Annotated in this window: 10 protein-coding genes; 2 read left to right on the top strand and 8 right to left on the bottom strand. The window is 38.6% G+C overall.

Annotated elements, in window-relative coordinates; all coding sequences use genetic code 11:
* Positions 1-233 precede the first annotated feature (233 nt).
* Entirely contained in the window at positions 234-4,604 is a 4,371-nt protein-coding gene (locus tag VSA01S_RS03965; protein WP_050567297.1) for a BspA family leucine-rich repeat surface protein, read from the top strand.
* 132 nt (positions 4,605-4,736) lie between these two features.
* On the opposite strand, the gene VSA01S_RS03970 is transcribed toward VSA01S_RS03965, so the two are convergent.
* The 6 genes from VSA01S_RS03970 to VSA01S_RS03995 form a co-directional block, all read right to left on the bottom strand.
* Entirely contained in the window at positions 4,737-5,873 is a 1,137-nt protein-coding gene (locus tag VSA01S_RS03970; protein WP_039980457.1) for an RHS repeat-associated core domain-containing protein, read from the bottom strand.
* Positions 5,866-9,555 (bottom strand): RHS repeat domain-containing protein, encoded by a 3,690-nt coding sequence (locus tag VSA01S_RS03975; protein WP_039980456.1) that lies wholly within the window; start codon positions 9,553-9,555, stop codon positions 5,866-5,868. The genes VSA01S_RS03970 and VSA01S_RS03975 overlap by 8 nt, the downstream gene beginning before the upstream one ends.
* A gap of 221 nt (positions 9,556-9,776) precedes the next feature.
* Entirely contained in the window at positions 9,777-10,901 is a 1,125-nt protein-coding gene (locus tag VSA01S_RS03980; protein ID WP_039980455.1) for a hypothetical protein, read from the bottom strand.
* Positions 10,902-11,662: 761 nt separating this feature from the next.
* Positions 11,663-12,016 carry a hypothetical protein gene (locus VSA01S_RS03985; protein ID WP_039982452.1) on the bottom strand — a complete coding sequence of 118 codons (354 nt, stop codon included), beginning with the start codon at positions 12,014-12,016 and terminating at the stop codon, positions 11,663-11,665.
* A 420-nt stretch (positions 12,017-12,436) separates the two neighbouring features.
* Positions 12,437-13,315 carry a hypothetical protein gene (locus tag VSA01S_RS03990; RefSeq protein ID WP_050567409.1) on the bottom strand — a complete coding sequence of 293 codons (879 nt, stop codon included), beginning with the start codon at positions 13,313-13,315 and terminating at the stop codon, positions 12,437-12,439.
* 83 nt (positions 13,316-13,398) lie between these two features.
* Positions 13,399-14,730, bottom strand: a complete 1,332-nt coding sequence (locus VSA01S_RS03995; protein WP_039982450.1) for a sphingomyelin phosphodiesterase — start codon at positions 14,728-14,730, stop codon at positions 13,399-13,401.
* 434 nt (positions 14,731-15,164) lie between these two features.
* Between VSA01S_RS03995 and VSA01S_RS04000 the strand changes: the two genes are divergently transcribed.
* Entirely contained in the window at positions 15,165-17,258 is a 2,094-nt protein-coding gene (locus tag VSA01S_RS04000) for a collagenase (RefSeq protein ID WP_083932299.1), read from the top strand.
* 155 nt (positions 17,259-17,413) lie between these two features.
* On the opposite strand, the gene miaE is transcribed toward VSA01S_RS04000, so the two are convergent.
* Positions 17,414-18,187: a tRNA isopentenyl-2-thiomethyl-A-37 hydroxylase MiaE gene (miaE, locus tag VSA01S_RS04005; RefSeq protein WP_039982448.1), complete on the bottom strand. Its 774-nt coding sequence runs from the start codon at positions 18,185-18,187 to the stop codon at positions 17,414-17,416.
* Between the two features lie 181 nt (positions 18,188-18,368).
* Positions 18,369-19,133 carry a hypothetical protein gene (locus tag VSA01S_RS04010; RefSeq protein ID WP_039982447.1) on the bottom strand — a complete coding sequence of 255 codons (765 nt, stop codon included), beginning with the start codon at positions 19,131-19,133 and terminating at the stop codon, positions 18,369-18,371.
* Between the last annotated feature and the right edge of the window lie 406 nt (positions 19,134-19,539).

Consider the following 19,539-nt stretch of genomic DNA (forward strand, 5'->3'; position numbering starts at 1 on the left):
TCTCTACTCTCAGTTTGCCTTATCTAATTTTTAATCCGTAATCATTACCTTTACCCAAAAATAGCCTTACGCTAACTTTTTCTGTAAACCTTTCCAAACGTCACTTCTTTAACACTCAGTAATGCTCCTAATGTTGTTAACAAAAATAAAGTTAGTGTTCTATCATTTGTTAAGTAACTGAAGTGTTATTTTCTCGTTGCTAAATGGTAATTCTGAGCCAAAAAGGAAGGAACATGGATACAATTCGTCGACTCTTGTCCTTATTCTTTATTATTTTATTTTCTTACTTCACTGTCGGCTGTAAAGATAGCGGGATATTCAGTAGCCCAGAAGACGATTCCCGGTCTAAACTGACACCGCTTTATAATGTCACTGTTGTGGCACTGGGGGCGGGAGACGTGACTCCCGAGTCCTTTATCGGCAAGCAAGCAGGCAGCTTTGTCGAATTTACTGCGACGCCAGAAGAAGGGTATTTGTTTGATACTCTCAATGGTAATTGCTTTGCGGATTTAAACAGTGAAATGGGTGACACAAAAACCTTCAGTGTTGGCCCTCTTCAACAAGATTGTGATTTTGAAGTTACTTTTGTGGAAAAACTCAATGCTGCTTTACTTCCTGTTTATAATGTAGTGGTAAAAGTACATGGAGAAGGGAAAGCGCTGCCTCAAATTCAACAGAAAATCGAAGGAGAAAAAGCGATCTTTACCCTCACTCCGGAAGAAAATTATAAATTGGCATCACTTAATGGCGATTGCTTCTCTGCCCTTATAGAAACCCACGATGACACTAAGACATTCAGTGTCGGTCCATTGAGTAAAGATTGTGAGATTGAAGCACATTTTTCTGATAAAAACTTTTCTGGTTTTGTGCCTACCTATACTGTAAACATTAATGCAGTGGGTAACGGCCAAGTATCCCTACAACAGGCAACCTACCTTGAAGGAGAGTTTGCCACTTTTACTGCTTCCCCTGATGAAGGCTATCGTTTTAAAACTATTACGGGTGATTGCTTCGCAGCTTTAACCGTCACAGATGGAGACAACAGAACCTTCAATGTTGGCCCTTTAACCAAAGATTGTTTTATTGATGTTGCTTTCACTGAGAAAGAAAACAGTGCACTTCTTCCCGTTTATGAGCTTGCTGTTACTGCTTCAGCAAACGGTACGGTCTCTCCCTCTTTTCAAGAAGTATTATCTGGTAACCTTGCCTCGTTTACCGTAAAACCCAACGATGGTTATCGTTTTGAAGTTTTGGAAGGTAACTGTCTATCTGCTCTTGAGAATAGCAGTGGTGATAATCGTACTTTTACCATTGGCCCTTTTGATAAAAACTGTTCACTTCACGCTCGCTTTATCGAAAAAAACAACACTGAAGTTGTGGCCATTTATAGCCTTGAAACCAACCTTTCCGAGGGGAATGGACAGATACAGCCTGCCTTCCAGGAAGGCTTAGCAGAATCGATGTTGGCGTTTTCTGTGACACCAAGTGCAGGGAGTAAAATTGCCGAACTAGTAGGCACGTGTCCTCGTTCCTTGTCAGAAAAAAATGGTGATACCTATATTTTTCAAGTCGGCCCGATGCACAAAAGCTGTATCTTTGATGTTAGTTTTGCTGAGAAAGATAACATCAACTTGACGCCAATCTATGAGGTTGCTGTCAATACAATGGGCCAAGGTCAGGCCTCTCCTGATACTCAAAAAAGGCCTGAAGGAGAGTTTGCTACATTTGATGCAATACCCAACGAAGGTTTTCGTTTTGACACCATCACTGGCAACTGCTTCCCAGCTATGTTGGGCACACTTCAAGATATAAAAACGTTTACCGTGGGACCATTGAAAGAAGACTGTGAAATGAATGTGAATTTTACAGAGAAAAGTAATGATGAACTGATACCCCTGTATCAATTCAAAGCGAGCATAAAGGGAGAAGGCCAAGTCGATCCTGCAATAAAAATAGTGCTTGAAGGAGAGTCGGTCACCTATACAGCAAGCCCAAATGAAGGCTACCGATTTGAGGCATTGGAAGGAAATTGTTTTTCCGCTCTTGAAGCAAAAGAGGGCGATAATCGAACGTTTAAAGTCGGCCCATTTGAGCATGATTGTACGCTGAATGTTTCTTTTGTTGAAAAAGAGAGTGCTTCTCTGGTATCGATGTACGATGTGGCCGTTAACCTAGGTGAAGGAGGCACGGTCTCGACGCAAAACTTTTATGTTGAACAAGGCAGTGATGTGTTGTTTACCGTGAGTCCTGAGCCAAATTATCGTATCGGGAAAGTCGAAAGCACATTGGTAGGCTTAGGTGGGTGGAAGTGCCAACCGGTTGTTGCGTCAGGTGATGATGATATTCCTACCCAGCCAACGGGATACATGGTACGCAATGTGTCGGGAAATTGTGGCATCAAAGTGACTTTTTTCCATATGATGGACAATGACCCAATTAACACTATCGAGCATGTCAAAGTAAGTTTTAACGCCAACAGTGGTGGCAGTATTGACCCAAACCATTTTTACGCAGAAAAAGACTCAGACATTGAGTTTACCGTGACGCCTCTAGCAGGGTACCGTATTGATAATGTGGAGAGTGTTCCGGTGGATTTAGGAAATGAAACTTGTGAGGTAATACTTGCTAACGGTGATGATGGCGATATCACCACAGCGACAACCTATACGATGAAAAATCTGCAGGATGATTGTGAGGTGTCGGTAGACTTTGGCACCTTCGACAGTGCAATACAAGAGCCTGAAGACGTCATCGGAGTAAGAATCAATGTTGTAGGTGATGTAAAAGGTTCCGTCTCGAAAAATTTTGCTTATCCTGAAGTCGGAGAAATGGTTACTTTCAATGTTAATCCAACATCGATGTTTAGCCGGATAAAGTCGGTTACGGGTGACACCTGCAGTGTGTCTATCATGTCGAATGACTTTAACCCAAAAGATGCAACCGATTACATCACCGATGCTATTGATGAGCCATGCCAAATCTCAGTGCAATTTGAAAAAGTTTACGTTGTCATGTTCAGTGGTGGGGATCATGGAGAGATCAATATTACCAATGTCTTTAACGGTTCAGAGACGACAAGTGCCAGTGGTACTGCGATTGAAGTCGTAAAAGGTAGTCAAGTGGAATTTACTGTTAAAGTAGATCCTGGCTATGAATTTTCATCGATTGTTTACTACAATGCGCCGTCATGTGGGATTGAATCTTTCCCATTAGATGGCTTGTTCGAAAATGAGGAGGTGTTTAAAACTGCTCCAATTCTTGATTTCTGCCAGTTTGAACTTGATGTTGTGCTTGGCTCAAATCCTGTTTGCATTGAGTCTGGTAATCAACTGATCAAAGTTGATCAAAATTGGACTGCAGAAAGTCCGGTACCAGCCTATCCAACAGGACAAAATGTGTGGGCGGTAACAAATGCGACGATTAAACATCCATTAATCATAAAGTGGTTGGTTACAGACAAAATCAACATTGATACTACTTGTGTAACAGATATGAGTAATCTGTTTAATCGAGAATATTATGATGAAGACGCATTAACAAAATTTAGATCCAATCCAGATTTTTTCAACGGGGATGTGTCTGATTGGGTGACACGTCATGTAACGAACATGTCGCATATGTTTAAGGGAAATAAAAAATTTAATAACGAAGGCATTGAGTCATGGGATGTTTCAAATGTCACTTCGATGGAAGGTATGTTTGCCAATACATCTGATAAGCCTGATTCTACAGGGTTTAACCGTAACTTAAGTAACTGGGATGTCTCCAAAGTAACAACAATGAAAGATATGTTCAACGGTGCTAAAGGGTTTAATAATGCGGATACAACCTTATGGAATAATAATGATATAGGACCTAGCCATAATCTAATCAATACTTCTCGTATGTTTTATAATGCAAAAGCGTTCAATCAGGATATCAGTAGCTGGGACATCAGATATGTGTCGGATATGTCAGGTATGTTCAAAGGGGCCGCAAGGTTTAATAACGCCGGAAGACCTCTATGGAATAATAATATTGTCCCTGGTATGGCGTTAGATCCCGAAAAAACATTAAAAATATCAGGTATGTTTGATGGAGCTACTAGCTTCAATCAGCCCATAAATAATTGGAATATCTCACAAGTCACAAGTTTGAATAATCTTTTTCATAATGCTTTTGTCTTTAATCAATCCGTCAATGATTGGGATACAGAAAAAGTAGTGAGTATGTATGGCATGTTTGATCATGCTTCAAAATTTAATTCGCCTCTAAATAACTGGGATGTCAGTAATGTAGTAAATATGTCTTCAATGTTTAAGAATACGAAGGATTTCGATCAAGACATCACAGGTTGGGATGTTAGCAATGTTAAAGATATGTCCCATATGTTTGAGAATTCATTTACATTTAACCAAGATATCAGTGATTGGAAAGTAAAGTTAGAAGATAAAGATGACATTGATTCTATGTTTTGGGGTGGATTACATTTTGATCAAAATCTTACTTGCTGGAATGTAGTTAATATTGATAAAAAACCAATATATTTTGAAAGTAAAATTCTACAATCAATTCATTACCCTAAATTTGGTCAAGCACCGGCATCAGAATGTAACAATAATTAGTGTTTGTTGTTTAAATATCCAAGTGACCTCAAACATCTTGAAGTTGCTTGAGTATGATTCTTGTTCGCTCCTTCAAGTTTAGAAGGAGCGTGTTTAAGTTGATGTGCTTTTAATCGTACACCCTCAATCGTTTTAAGACAAAGGCAATTGCCTTATTCTTTGCTGGGCTTCTTGACAGAGCTTTATTCTTTGTCGTGTTTCTTCCAATGAAGCCATTTGAGTCTTAACCGCGACAGGATTGATATTGCGTCCTTCGATCACCACTTCAGCAACATTTTCAGCAACTGTTATTGCCGCTTGGTTTGCAAATCTTCCAGGAATAGTTGAGACGGTTTTCCAACCGAGACCCGCGATAGATTGTGCTGTTGTAATGCTCTTATAGATAGTGAAACCTCTTGGCCCCACTTTTACTTGATCCAATATGACTTTGGTATACCCACCATGAGTAGAGGGAGGCGTGTATGTTAGCGTTTTACCGCCATGGGTGACTTTGGTTGCGATAACCCTTCCTTCACTTTGGCCTAGCCGCATAGCAGGGTTGGTTTTATGTACCCATTTAAGAGGCGGCTTTACCTTGTTGAGTAACCGGCTAGCTAGGCCTGGCTGAGTGACATCCTCTAGTGCACCTCCAGCTTGAACCCAACGAATATTCTGAATTGATTTATAAGCAGAGTAACTACCACTAATTACACCAATAACATCAAACGCAACGGTAGCCATATCCAGTTGATGTGATATGTTTCCATCATCAATAGTTCCTGAAGCGATTTGCAATGACCCCCCAATCATTCCCGCTGCACCACTAATAATTCCGGCAGCAAGGAGTAAGCTTGCTCCCCCCGAAGGTGCTGCGGTCAGTATTCCTATAGCGCCAGTAATAATACCGAATACCCCAAATAAAATTTTCTTAATATTTAGGTGTCCACTTGGATCAGTAAAGTTTATTGGGTCATTGTGACAGTAGGCATAAGCATTATGAACACCTTGATTAAAAGGGGCTAAACTGTCTGGTACATTAAAGCGCATCAAATTTGGTTGATAGAGTCGATATCCTTGACCTAAATGATACCCCTCCAATATTGGATCCAGCCATTCTCCATTAAAGCCTAATTGTGATGTTGCTTTTGTTATTGATTGCGCCATTGCTAATCGTACTGAAGCTGGTAGAAGGGTAACACCACCAGCAACAGCAGTAGTTTGGCCAATTTTAATTAAAAATTCACGTCGATTGAGAGGTGTGATGAATACAGAATCTTTATGGTTATTCATATGTATTTCCTGCTTGTTCACGTTTACCAAATGGAGAGTAACGGTACATGGTGTTTTTCCCATCCGTTTGATTCGATGCAATTACAGAACCATTTTGATCCGTAGCCAAGAGTGATGTTATTGCTTCTTGCTCGGACCACTTAGGTATGCCTTCATGAGAGATATACTCGGTTGTTTGGCCGTTTTCTCTGATTGATGAAATATCACCCCATAAATACTCAAAGTGACGTTCGTGGGTGTTGGAAATTTGGTCTGTTAAGCGATCGTTGCTGTCATATTGGTAGTGCCATATAGTTTGATTAGCCGTTACATTTTTGAGCTTGTCGAAGTTGTCATAGGTGAGTTCTCTCCCTTCTGCGTCTATCAGCATGTTGCCATTAAGGTCATAACGTAAAGTAACTTCAGGTTGTAATTTAGGATGAGTATGAGTAATTCGAGTTAATTGACTTGGGTCGTCAGACTCGTAATAGTATTGAGCGTTATCAATACCATTGGTTGTGATACAAAGCTGTGTCAACATGTTTCCTAGTGTGTCATACGTCCACTCTAAGGATTGAATTGGCTGTGACCAGTCACTCAACGGCGCGTTACCTAAGAATTCGACTTTGGTCAGTTGGGAGTACTCGTCATAATGATAGTTTTCAGTAAGATTTCCAAACTTAGCACACTCTTTACTCCGTGAACTGAGTAATCCCAGTGAGTCATAGACTTGAGATTGTTCATATATGTAATCATCGTTTAAAGCAATGGCACGATGAATTTCATGGTTTTTGGAATCCCACTCTATTTCTGTTATTTGAATGTACTCAGCGGTGGATAGTCGTTCGAGATTCACTCGGTCAAAATTATCATATTCAAACTCAAGCATTGTATTATTAGTACTTAATCTTACGAGTCGTCCAAGATTATCGTAGCCAAATTGGCGATTTTCCTTATCGCTTGTGACCGCAGTAATAACACCACCATAGGAATAATGATATTGACGAATTTCACCATTGTTATTTTCGAATTCAGGTAGACCTGTTGATGTGTAACTTAGAGTCATTTTATTGCCTTTACTATCTCGGCTACCTGTTAACAACCCGGTGATAGGATCGTGTTCATAGAGAGTAATATCATTACCTGATTCTTTCGCTCTCAATACGCCTAGTATGGAATTACGGGTAAACGTTCTTGGCTGGGAGGCTAAACTGCGTTCTGTTTCTGGTTGGTTACTGTTGTCGTTATAAGTCCAAACTAAAGATGGAATTTGACTGGATCCACGGTAGAGGTTTTGTGCACGACCTAAGCCGTCGATATCACGTTTACCGATCAATTTGTTGCCAATCTCCAACTGAGTGACTTGAGTTTGATCGGTATGAGCTGCATAGGTAAGATTGTGTTCAGTACCGTCAGGTTGAGTGATTTTAATAACGCGATCGAATTGATCGTATTGATAGTGTTTAGATTGATTGAGCGGGTTGGTCTCTGTTTCTAGTCGACCCCAGCGATCATATTGATTTAACCAAGTATTTTCACCTTGTTGCCTTTGTTCCACAAACCCCCAGTTATTAAGGTGACTAACTGAACATTCAAGACCCTCTATACCTTGAGTTTTTTGTCTTGTGGCGAGATTATTAAACTCTACGTGACGATTACCGTTTGGTAATATAATGGCTTTGAGTTGACCCCACTGGTCATATTCATAAGTCTCTGTTTGAACTACAGTCATCAATTTTTGATTTTTATCTGGCAGTTGGTCGAAGTTGGCCTTACTTAATAAGCGACCTAAATTGTCGTACTGTTTCGTCCAAACAGTATTACTGCCTAGTTTGACTTCGAGCTCTCTGCCTTGGCCATCCCAGCTTTGCTCACTTATATTACCATTGCAGTCGGTTAAGACCATGATTTGTCGTGCTCTTGTCGTATCTAAGGTGTACTGATACGCCCGTGAAACATTGTCATCAATTGATTCTTGAGTATTACGTCGTAAAGCATCGTAAGTGTACGAGCAACGAACACCATCAGAATCAACTTGATAGGCAAGCTGACCAATATCCAAGAAATGAGCGATTGTCAAATAAGTCTGAGTTTCATCATGATTCGTGAGTTGTTCTTGTTCCACGAGAATATTTTGGTCTAAAACATAATCGTAGCTTGAGATACTGGTGAAGGTGCCTGAAGCATGAAAGAGATGGTGTTTGATTGATTCAACTCGACCCAATGAATGAGGGGCACCGTGGTCTGCTTTATAACGATAGTCGGTTTGATAGCGAGAAGGGGAGTTCTCCGAGTTAAGTAAGACAGACGTGTGATTGTTCCAACCGGAAAAGCCTACATAAGTATAAGATGTAATCTTTGTCTCTGAGCCATTGTTTAAGGTTCTTTTTTTAACGAAATGAGGCATACCTGATGGAGAGGTTGGGCATCCGGCTTCACCTCTTTCTGAGTAATATTCATAATTTTCGATGATGTTATTTTCATCGGTGAACGAGAGTAAATTGCCAAAGGTATCGTATTCCCAAATGCGTTGCTGAGTATGATGATCCGCTCCATCTTGCCATTTTTCAATTTCATTGTTAATGAGAGCGTATTGAGGAGGTTGTGCAGTAAAAGGAATGTTGTCTTTGGCTGGGTAGGTTAGTGTTTTTTGGTGAACGATCTTGTTGTTCACTAACTTAACTTCTTCGATTAATAGATGGAACTGGTTATAAGTCTGTATAATTCGAGTTGCATCATTTTCTATTTTTTGAACACGATAGGTATATATATAACCACGTTCAAGCAAATTATCGAGCCCCTCACTTAATTGCCCGCCAGAAACACCATAACCCATAAAGTTGCGACTGTCGGTTCCCACAGGCCCATAGGTTGTTGCAATTATTGGTGAGTTACGAGTGATGATTCGGTGTAATGTGACTGCTGGTAAATAAGAGGTATTGTTGACTTTTATACCGCGATTATCATGAGTCAATAATTCTTCCATACCACAAGGGTGGGTAACACGAGAAATAACACTATAAGCTCCAAATTTTTGATAACCAAAACCAAAATGACCATTTCTATCGGCTAAATTATATTTTACTAATTTACCGTTATTAATGATCAGGCTAAAATAGGCAGCGTGTACACTATCTGCGTTAGTAAAAACGTTAACACGGCCAGCACTAACATAGTCAATATGAAGAAGAGGAGTGTTTTGGGATGTTCTATCGTCCCATACTTTACTCAAATATTGATTATTGCCCGAACCTAGCCAATAAAAATATAAAGCATGACCATCACTTTGGGTGATCTTTACTACATTTCCATATTGGTTTAATTGATCTTGTCGGCCATTTTTATAGGTAATTAGGTAACCATTAGGTTCGATGGACACCGAGAAATCATTGAGTTTTTTATAGCGTAATATGAGTTTGTTATTAGATGTGTGTTCTGCACGGTAAGATTGACCGTTAGCTAGATAAAGTTGCTTACTTGTTATATCGTATCTTGGTAAGTTTAACTTCCACCCTTGACCAAAACCTAAGTTTTCATGCGAATAAGGTGAAAACTGAAGCGCAATATCTAAATTAGGGCCTTTAAGCCAGTTACCAACTAGTGAACCAAAAGATATTTGGTAGGAAAAACTTCGGGTTCTTTGATCGACTCCCCCAGAACAGAAGGAGTCGAAGTTAAAAGCGTTTGATATCCAATTTGACATATTATGTCCTTTATAGAAAGTAAGCTCATAAGTTGAGCTTACTTATTAATGAATTATTCCAATTGAATGGTTATTCAGAGTGTAAAGAAGCCACAGTATTCTCTAAGAAGAATAAAGTCGGAATATTAGAGGTTCTATTCTGATTTATGCCACACAACGATCTTGCTGCTTGTTGGAAATAATGTAGCCTATTGATTTACAGCCTAATAAGAAGAAATTATTTATTGAGCCGCTAGGAACCAGGTGGTGTAATCCCACTTCTGATTACCACCTTCATAGCTGCTAAGAGGGTAAACGATTTTAAGCGGTGCTTTATTACCGTATTGGTCGAAAGCAGTAAACCGATATTCTTGTTGTTTCTCTTCAGTATTTGAGCTGATGTTTGAATACAGTAACTGGCTTATTGTTATTGAGCGGCGTTTTTGATTTACCCGCCAAGTGGCTGTTCTACCTTCTCCAGCAGAGCTATTAAATACATATTGTTCGGACACAGTACGTTCACTGCCTGGTTTGAAGATATAACCCTTTACGGAGCGGATGTCATCTTTACAGTTTTGCATACAGCCAAGCCAAGAATCATTCAAAAACAACTGATCTTGCTCAGCTTCATCATCATTATCCATTGCAACATCAACAAGTTGAACTTTAGATTTCAGCGGAGTGATGTAAAAATTTCGAATTGTTGCTTTGTAAAAATAGAAATCGTCGTAACGGGTTTCATGCCAAACTTCTTCTCCTGTTCCAATATCTGCAAAATCAGTGATGTTATAGATCTTTGGCTCAACAGATTGATACATTGCAGTTTCATTTTGTGGGTGCTGACAACTGTCGTACACTTTGCCCCCTTCAAATTTTATCTGCGCACAAATTTGCCTAAACTGCGCAATTTCATTTGTATAGACCCAAGCTGAAAGTCTAGAAGTATCGGCTGTGCTGATACGTGAGTGTGGTAATGTCCTGCTGAAACCTGATGAAGCTCCCATTTGATGTGCATATTGATTAGGGGTATAAGTGTAGCCCCAGCAGTTGCTCCCGTATGTACAGTCTTTATCTTGGGTTAATAAGCGCCCATCACTTTTTAGATAGAAAGAAAGCGAGGATTTAAGATCATCAGTAGTGACATTTACAGGTGTCGCATAATTATCACCAAAAGATACAGAAATGTTGAGTTTGGATTGCATTCTGCCATTGGCAAAGAACGGCATTGGTATACCATTACTCTCATTATGGTCTGCCGAAAGTTCTAATGATAATACTTCATATGAGTCATTAATGGCAGAAAAGGTGGGTGAAGAAATTATACTTATGCATATTGCACCTAAGATAGACTTTTTAATATTTCTCATGATTATTCCTCGATTTAGTGAATGAAGTTAATGAATAATTAATTACGAAACATTACTTTTAGCTAAAACTTATATTGTTAATAAAGCAAATCAATAATGACTTTTAGTTAGCTTTTTAATATCTATGCAATTAATTTTCACTCATACTAATATTGATAATCTATTGATGTAAAACTTATTCAAGTTTTACTGAGAACAAGAATGTTGAAATATTAAACCCTTTTTTATCAGTAGCTTATGGATTTTATTTATAATTATTTATATAAATGGTTGCTTTTTAATCTTCTGATTGTTGCTTATTTCAATAATATTTACTTTTATTAGGCTGCTTTTTTGATGTCATCTACAAATGTAAACTTCCATATTGATTTAATTATTTTTCTAGAATGGTGGTTTTTTATTTATTTCGATAGGTGAATTTAAATAATCATATTGGAAATATGAAAATATTCGTTATGAGTGCGGTTTAAATTAGCGCGGGACTTAGGAGGTTTGATGGTTTTAAATATCTTAGTAATAATGATGAAAATAAAAAATGGATATATATTCAATTTTTTATAACGCTTAGTTATATTACTTTATTGATGACTCTTAATCATGGAATGGACACGATAAAGTTTTTAAATATGATGCTTAGGATTTAATTACCATATTGATATGAAGTTAAAAGATAAATTAATAACTAAAGCTAATTAAAGAAAACAGCTCTAGCTTAGTAGCAGGATTATAAACCCTATACTAAGCTAGAAGAGTATAGGTTTTTAGCGTTCTAATTCATCACCGCGGCTAACCAATATTTTTTTACCATTGATTTTACCGATGTAAAGAGAGTCATTGCCCTTGTTATCAGGATGCTTCAGTTTGCCGCCAACATAAGTAGCGACACGGCCATCTGCTGTTGAACCAGAACAGTCGATGTAAGTTTCATATTTTCCATGGCCTTTTGGTGAAAGTTTACATTTCATATCATTTGCCATCGGGTAACCTTCCATTTCGAAAAGTTGTTCGATCTTTCCTGCAAGATATCCTTCGACCCATTCGATTGGGTTACTACAACCAGACAAGGCGATACTTGAGCCTAAAAGAAGCGCAATTGAAGCAGCTTTTAATTTCATATGATTTTCCTTTTATTAATCATGCTTATCAATACATGGAGTTACCTTGGAGAAATGTAACGGAGATGATTGATAGCAATAGCTTGGATATTACATTAACAATATGACATAAAGTGTCTTATTGTTGTAAATAATAGCAACAGCAAGCGCAAATATACGAAATTATAGATTAAATTACAATCTGTTGTACGGTTTATATAATTATCTTATGTTATACATATATGATACAAAATTTTTTTTAATCAACATGTTGCATTTGGGTGTTTAAGAGAATTAGTCCTATTAACACGGCTAGTTTGATTGAATTCTATTGTTAATAGAAGTTAGGATATGTTGGATAAAATTGTAAGGTAGGTTCAAATAACCTCAATTGGCGACCGTTGGAAAACGTTAATTGAGGTTATTGGTATTGATTTCTATTCATATCTGGAAAAAACTACGGCGAAAATCTTCAATTTGTTGTTGATAATAGGTATCCCAATCTTGTTTGTCTAAATTCGGTTGATTTAAGTACTCCTGATTTAGGTTATGTTTGAGCATTTCTAGTTGATATTGATATTCTTTAATATTTCTTTTCTGATCTGATATCTGCTGCTTTCGCCATCTAACTTGTGAGATTTGTTTTTTGTTTAAATATGTAGCCTGTAAAGATTGAATGAGTTTTTTACGTTCAATTGGGGTAATCTGTGGTGAAATTAATGATACTGCTTGTTCATATTTGGCTTGTGGGCTGACCAAGCCTAAAATTTGCTCCTCTTCCTTCCAGTTTTGCATTAAATTCTTAAACATTTTCAAGTATTCTTGTGCACTGGCACTGCGAAGTTCCTCTGCCTGCAAACTGAAGTCATACACTGCAAATTCATCGGCAAAGAGAAGGTTGGCAGTGTTTCCCCACACTTCTCTCGCTTTATCTTTTAGCTCTGTAACTCGCGAGGAGAGGGGTTGCCCTTTGTCAAAGACTAAATTACCCATTTGTTGTTGCCAGGCTTGGTTTTTATCAGAGTAATGTGTGAGCAACTTCCAACGGTTTATAGGTATTTGATTTTTGATGGTTTGTAGTTGTTGATCACAGTCGTAACTTGTTTGACATCCTTGCCAGAATAACTTGATAGATATAATCAGGTCTCTCCCCGTACTTTCACTCAGCCTATCAATCAATCTATGTTCAGGCTCTGAGGTATCAGTACGAGTATTCAGCTCGGAGGAGAGTACAGTGCTATTAAGTTTTGTAATACTCGTTGTGTTTAACACTTCTTTTTGCGTATTTTTGGCGAATCTCATGCCTGATTTATTTTGCATGTTTTCCGCCTTATTTCGGTACTGATCATGTAGAAATACGAGTCCGGCAACAACGGTAATGCACCCAATATATATTTTTCGTTTCATGGTCTTATATCCGCGCTGACAGGAAAGTGGTCGGATAAATTGTATTGTTGCCAGAGTCTTTGATCGGTTGTACGAGGGACATCAACACGATTATTGTTGTATGAGCGTTGCCCATATTCATTACTGACAAAAATATAGTCTAGATATTCGACATTTTCGCTACCGGTGAGTGCTTGTCCTGCATAGCTATTAATCCTCGGATCGAAAGTGGAATCGATATAACCTGAATATTGTGGTTCTGCTGCATTCAAATTAGCTAACATTTGTTGGTAGTCATCAGGGAATTTACGTTTATTCACATTGAAGTCGCCACTGTAAATGACCGGTTCATAGCTTGGAATCTCTAGCGATGTCGCCAGTGCACGGATATGTTTGAACTGTAACTGACGGTTATGACGGGCTTGGTCTGTGTCGTGAGAGGCAGCATGGGTAGCGAAAAGATGATAAGCCAGACCATCTTTGATGATTTCAGCGTAGACAACCCCTTTGTCAGCGAAACAATCACTGCCGCTACATTCAGGAAAAACAAACTGTGCCTCATTAACGATCGGGTGGCGGCTAACTATCACGACGCCACCATCATGGATGTTATAGCTGCCATTACTGAGTATTTCAGTCTGATAAGGGTATTCACTCGCTAAGGTTTGTAAAAATGCTTGTCTACCCGATGCAAAGACTTCCTGAAAAGCGATCACGTCGTAACCATGGACATATTCTGGAATGATTTCGAAGCGTTGGCTTATGTCCGCGGCTATGGCAGGCAAGGCCCAGATGTTATAACTCAATACTTTTAAATGTTGCTCGTTATTGTCGACTGGCTCTGCCGGATATGCAGGCGTAATGGTGTAATGCAAGTCGTCGTACATCACGGTTGAAGAGGATTTAAAAGCCAATTCAGTAGTAAGATCACCAAACGATTGCGTTTCAGAACGATGAATTTCTCTGTCGCTTTTCAGTGAGGATTCGACATCTGCTGCGCTCACACCAAACTCAATTGCTGAATTGTACCAATAGCCTCGCATGACCTGCCTTAGAGTGGTACTTTCACCGCGCGAGTTTGAGATTACGGTGTGAAAACGATAGGTTTGGTTGGATTTCACTCCGACCCAACGATTGAAACCTAACACTTTTTTCGTTTCCCAAGGTCCGATTTTTTCCTCGTATTGTTGCCATTGCTCACCGTATTTGAGCCTGTCGGTCCCGTCATGTGCGACTTGGAGAGTTAATGGCTGATCCGAATTATTGGTTAAATAAACATAGGTGTCCGCGATGCTGGTAAAGGCAATGAGACTTAAGGCCAGTAGCCAGCTGATTGATTTCGTTAACATATGAATTACCGTCTGTCTGTATTTAAATTAATTTTGTTATGTCAACGTTCTCACCTCGTAGTGACTATCCAGTCTGATGTCATGGCTATTTATGTTATCCATCATTTCGGAAGTGAGTCGTTTGATTATTGATGTATGTGTTTTGCCAATTAACTATGGATGACAGAAGTGTTAGTGACTGGATTTGTTATCAAAGTGTGATCGGCTTTTAAGCGACAATGTACAATTGAGTTAGTTTGTCTGATAAAAATTGTGATTTAGTTAAAAGACATCAACCTTATTTTCTATTTTCTATTTTCTATTTTCGTTATTGAGTAACCATATTTTTAATATGAGAGAGTTTTGAAGCGAAATCATGAACGAAATTAAACTAGGTTTATCTTGAGGTGTGATGAGTATAACGTCATAAAAAATATGGAATTAGTGAGGATGTTATGCTTTTTTCCCGTCATATTGCCTTTTTGGTTTTGAATCTTGTTTTTTTTCTTATCATGTTTATGTCAACTGCATTTGCAAATCAACCTTGTAATATTGCTGCCTTAAGGCTCGCAGAAGATTTACCAGAGCAAGTCGCTGTTGCAGGGCAGGAGTGTTACCAATCTTGGTTTAGTGCACCTGATGAGGTATTAGAAGATATTTATAGTGAAGCAAGCTTAGACAAAATACAGATGGCTTTAAAATATGAAATTTCTCAATATCAGGGCAATGTTGAACAAGCTTCAAGACTAGAGCGGTTAGGGGAATTTGTTCGAGCTGCTTATTATGTTCGTTATAACGCTAAGGCTCCGGCTTTTTCTGAAGCGCTTAGTCAGCGTTTTGCTCAAATAACCAATCAGTTTCTTGAAAATCCGTATGCTTTACAACTAGGTCAAGAGCAGGTTAAAGCGATGAATAGCTTGACACTTATGGTCGATAACGTAAAGCAACTGCCTCTCACTATGGATTCTATGATGCGTACACTTGAACACTTCAATACTGACACAGCGAAAAAGCCGGAATGGGTAGAAGGCGTGAATAATTTATTTCGAGCCATGGCTGGTCACAGTACTTATGATGAGTTTTATACGTATATGTCGACGCATAATCAGCATATTCGCGTGCTTTCAGACTTTGCCCGAAATAATGAGTGGGCATTAGGAACAGAAATCGATTTTTTGGTTTATAACGCCATACGAGAAACAGGCCGTTTGTTGGCCAGCCCGTATTCTTCGACACGACAAGCAGCATTGGATGAAATGCAAAATGTCATGCAGCGTTATCCACTGGGCAGTGAGTATGAAAAGCTCTGGTTAGCGGCGGTAGAAATGCTGAACTTTTATATGCCTGAAGGACTCAATGGTCTTGATTTAGGTCTAGCCAAGCAACAAATACAGACTCGAATTCTGCCTAATTATTATGAATGCCAAGGTTCAGCCAGAATCCGTTCACAGGATTTGAACCTAGAGCAAATGCAGGAAGTCTGCCAGCGCTTAACTGATAAAGAAAATGACTTTCATCAATTAACAAAGACAGGCTTTCAGCCAGTAGAGGATGATAACAATAAGTACGTTGAAGTTGATGTGTTTGCCAATAAAAAAGACTACGGTTATTACTCTTCATTTTTATTTAATAACACAACAAACAATGGAGGTCAGTATTTAGAAGGTGATCCAAGTCAGGCTGATAATGTGGCTCGTTTTGTTGCGTATCGTTACGAGAATAAGCAAGCGTTAGCAGTTTTAAATTTAGAACATGAATATATCCATTATTTAGATGCACGCTTTAACCAATACGGATCTTTTCACGATAATTTAGCTTATGGTCATATTGTCTGGTGGTTGGAAGGGTTTGCGGAATATATGCAGTACAAACAAGACTATCCAGCAGCCATAAACCTTATTGAGGATAACCGATGGCTACTCTCTGATGTTTTTAGTACGACCTATCAAGATGATATCAATCGTATATATCGATGGGGATATTTAGCGGTCCGTTTTATGTTCGAGCAGCACCCAAAAGAAATCGAAGTATTGTTGAAGTTTTCTCGTGCTGGGGAGTATTTAAATTGGGCTGAACACACTAAGCAACTCGGAGTGCTGTTGAATGATGACTTCAACGAGTGGCTTGATACTTTGCATACTGTACCTTCTGAAGGCGCCAATTCTTCTAAAGAAACAAATACTGGGCAAGAGCCAGATTCAGTCACAAGACCAGAACAAGATGATCTTACGCCTGTTGTTCTAGAGCCAAGGGAGACTGCTACATTAAATATTCATCAGCGTCGTTATGTGGCAATATATGTTCCTGAATGGGTTAGGGAAGTACGAGTATGGGTCATGAATGACAGTCGAATGATGCCAGGAAAAGATCTTAATTTATATGCAAGCTTAGATGATTGGCCAAGTGTAGAACAATATGATTGGGCATCTACAAATAAAGATAATAATGAATATTTACAGATCCCTGTGATGACAAAGGGCTATCTACACTTTTTATTAAATGCTGAGTCACTTGGTGAAGAAGTAGATATGGTAGTGTATTTTCATTAATCAATATTTATACCCAAGTAACATCAAGATACAGTATTCAGCGAGACGGCCTTAGCTCTCAAGTTCGGTGACGATTCGTAGACTTAGTAGGTGGGCCTAAGTTGAGAATTGTTAACAAAGCCCGAGAGCTGAGGAAATTCAGCGTGTCACCGATATTAAAGTAAAGGTACACCACTGTGAAATTTAAAGTCCGCATCTGGTGTTAAGATCAATTCGGCTTCGATTTGGCCAAAATAAGCAATACGCTGACTGATATCCTGTCCAGCAATTTGTTCAGCTAGCGCAAGATAATCCTGATAGTGCCTTGCTTCTGAACGAAGTAATGATACATAGAACTTAGCAATATCATTATCCATATGTGGAGCAAGTTTTGCGAAGCGCTCACAAGAACGAGCTTCTATGTACGCACCGATGATGAGTTTGTCGATTAATGTTTCTGGCTCGTGAGTTTTCATATGAGAGAGCAACCCTTTCGCGTAACGACTTGCTGGGATGTTGTCGTAGGGAATACCACGGCTATCCATAATTTCAAGAACTTGATAAAAATGGTGTAATTCTTCTTTGATGAGCAGAACCATTTTGTCGATCAGTTCTTGACTGTAAGAAGAATCCGATTTGGCCATGATGGCTTTAGAAATATTACTTTTTCCTTTGAGAGTTTCTAGAGATCCAGTTTTACGATAAGCAAAGTCTTCGTAAGGTTTGAACCAATCTAACAATGCATAAGAGCTTGCTTGATCAACCGCATATTTGCGAATTAAGAACATTGCAGATTGACCTGCTTTTAATTCACACAATAGATGATCTAACAAGATCGTTGGAAGATTTTCTGGTTTCTTTGCTTCTTCAACCCACTCATCAGGGGTTTGGCACTGTAAAAACTGGTTAATAGGTGTAAGGAGTGCTTGATAGCTATCGAGGTTAATCATGTTTATCTTCGTTTAAGGTTAAGCGGTATTTCTGCGTACTCAAATTATTGAGTTCATCTAATGTTATTGTATGATGAGCTTATGTGCTGAGTCACGATGCTACTGAATGTTTTTTATCGAAAATTTTAATAGAAAAAGGCTGCGCAGGCAGCCTAATAAATAAGGTAGTAAAGACAAGAAGTTACCATTTTTTCTTTTCGCCAAAGAGGGCATCCATGTCATTATTCCTTTCTTTGTTAGCGCTTTGTAAGCTCTCTTTCTGGCTTTTGTCTTGAAGTTTTTTATCCAATTCATCAAGCATACTTTGTAATTTAAGCTTTGCTTTGATCGAGTAAGCATCGTTTTTACTGCTGAGAGCATCAATCCCTTTGCGTAAAAGTTGTAAAGCTGTGCCTGTTTGACCACGAATGATCGAGTCATTTGCACGCTTGATTACATTCTCAATATTAATACGAATTTGAATCGTTTCTAGGCGAGTATTCTCATTGATGTAACTTTGTGTATCGAAGCGGCCTTTATTATGCTCATTACGAATTGTCTCACGCAAGCGTTTTACCAATTTTAACATAGCGATGGCTTGCTTATCATTACTAGGCATCTTGAATGAAGTGCTTTCTTCATTATTTTCATTCTGCTGAAGCTGGGCAATTTGTCGTTTCACGTGCTCAAGGCGTTGAGACAAGTGTTTATTTTTAGGGTCAAGTTCAACCATATTTTCTAGCGCATCGAGGATACGAGTGTTGAGACAGAGTAATAGTGGCTGGCTAAATGGGATATGATGAGCATGGTCAATAAGTTCTTCGGTATTATCAATCAGAGTCACATAACGAGCTGATTCCTGTCGCCTGGTCGTTTCAACCTTGACTTTGTATTGCAATATAATGTTATAGCCAAGAATTAAAACTAATAGGATGGCAACTAAAGCGATGATTAAGCTGGTATTCATATTTGTGTCTGCTTCGATACTCGTTTGTGGCTAGCAGTAAAGAATACATCAAGAGTTACTCGCTAGGTACTCTATTTGTTGATTATTTTACTACATATGTCAGCCCTATATGGTAGGTATGATCTCAAATCGACGTTACGCTTACAATCGTTTTTGTTTATTTTACCATTACTACAAGGATATAGGGGGGTAGTGATGCATAAAATATTATTATGAATCATCAAGTGCGAAATTACTGTTCATTTCATTGGGAAAGCGATATAACTAATAATTATATACCAGAGTGATTTCAAGATTATAATTCAGCCAATTTACGTTACTGATGTGTCATCGCTTAGGTATTGACTCGAAGTGCGAGTTGATGAGACGCCGTACATCGCCATATTTAACTCAATAAGGGATGATG

The sequence above is a fragment of the Vibrio sagamiensis NBRC 104589 genome (assembly GCF_007990935.1).
GTDB lineage: Bacteria > Pseudomonadota > Gammaproteobacteria > Enterobacterales > Vibrionaceae > Vibrio > Vibrio sagamiensis.

Excerpts from the sequence above, each read along its gene's own strand:
- VSA01S_RS03985 (WP_039982452.1), bottom strand. The coding sequence starts at position 12,016 with ATGAAATTAAAAGCTGCTTCAATTGCGCTTCTTTTAGGCTCAAGTATC.
- VSA01S_RS04010 (WP_039982447.1), bottom strand. The coding sequence starts at position 19,133 with ATGAATACCAGCTTAATCATCGCTTTAGTTGCCATCCTATTAGTTTTA.
- VSA01S_RS03990 (WP_050567409.1), bottom strand. The coding sequence starts at position 13,315 with ATGCAAAATAAATCAGGCATGAGATTCGCCAAAAATACGCAAAAAGAA.
- VSA01S_RS03965 (WP_050567297.1), top strand. The coding sequence starts at position 234 with ATGGATACAATTCGTCGACTCTTGTCCTTATTCTTTATTATTTTATTT.
- VSA01S_RS03995 (WP_039982450.1), bottom strand. The coding sequence starts at position 14,730 with ATGTTAACGAAATCAATCAGCTGGCTACTGGCCTTAAGTCTCATTGCC.
- VSA01S_RS03970 (WP_039980457.1), bottom strand. The coding sequence starts at position 5,873 with ATGAATAACCATAAAGATTCTGTATTCATCACACCTCTCAATCGACGT.
- miaE (WP_039982448.1), bottom strand. The coding sequence starts at position 18,187 with ATGATTAACCTCGATAGCTATCAAGCACTCCTTACACCTATTAACCAG.
- VSA01S_RS04000 (WP_083932299.1), top strand. The coding sequence starts at position 15,165 with ATGCTTTTTTCCCGTCATATTGCCTTTTTGGTTTTGAATCTTGTTTTT.
- VSA01S_RS03980 (WP_039980455.1), bottom strand. The coding sequence starts at position 10,901 with ATGAGAAATATTAAAAAGTCTATCTTAGGTGCAATATGCATAAGTATA.
- VSA01S_RS03975 (WP_039980456.1), bottom strand. The coding sequence starts at position 9,555 with ATGTCAAATTGGATATCAAACGCTTTTAACTTCGACTCCTTCTGTTCT.